Origin of the sequence: Kitasatospora phosalacinea, from assembly GCF_000717185.1 — a bacterium.
Taxonomy (GTDB): domain Bacteria; phylum Actinomycetota; class Actinomycetes; order Streptomycetales; family Streptomycetaceae; genus Kitasatospora; species Kitasatospora phosalacinea_A.
This window is the reverse complement of sequence record NZ_JNYE01000335.1, coordinates 1-201: the sequence shown is the minus strand read 5'-3', so window position 1 is coordinate 201 and position 201 is coordinate 1. Positions and strand designations below refer to the sequence as shown.

Below are 201 nucleotides of genomic sequence, written 5' to 3'. Positions count from 1 at the left end.
GGCGGGTTCGCCAGCCGGGCGGAGGCGGCCCGGGAGATGGCGCGGGTGCTGGATGCCGAGTACCGGGGCGTGTACGAGGACCGGACGCTGCGCGTCGGGCTGTTCCTGTACGAGTGGCTGGAGGCGAAACGGCCGGCGCTGGCCCCGAACACCTGGGCCGGCTACCGGGCGTGCATCGAGCGCGACCTGGTCCCGGCGTTC

At 74.6% G+C, this 201-nt stretch carries 1 protein-coding gene; it reads left to right on the top strand.

Annotated elements, in window-relative coordinates:
• Positions 1-201, top strand: a 201-nt coding sequence (locus OO57_RS38280) for a hypothetical protein (protein WP_033257563.1), incomplete at both ends; no start/stop codon positions are given.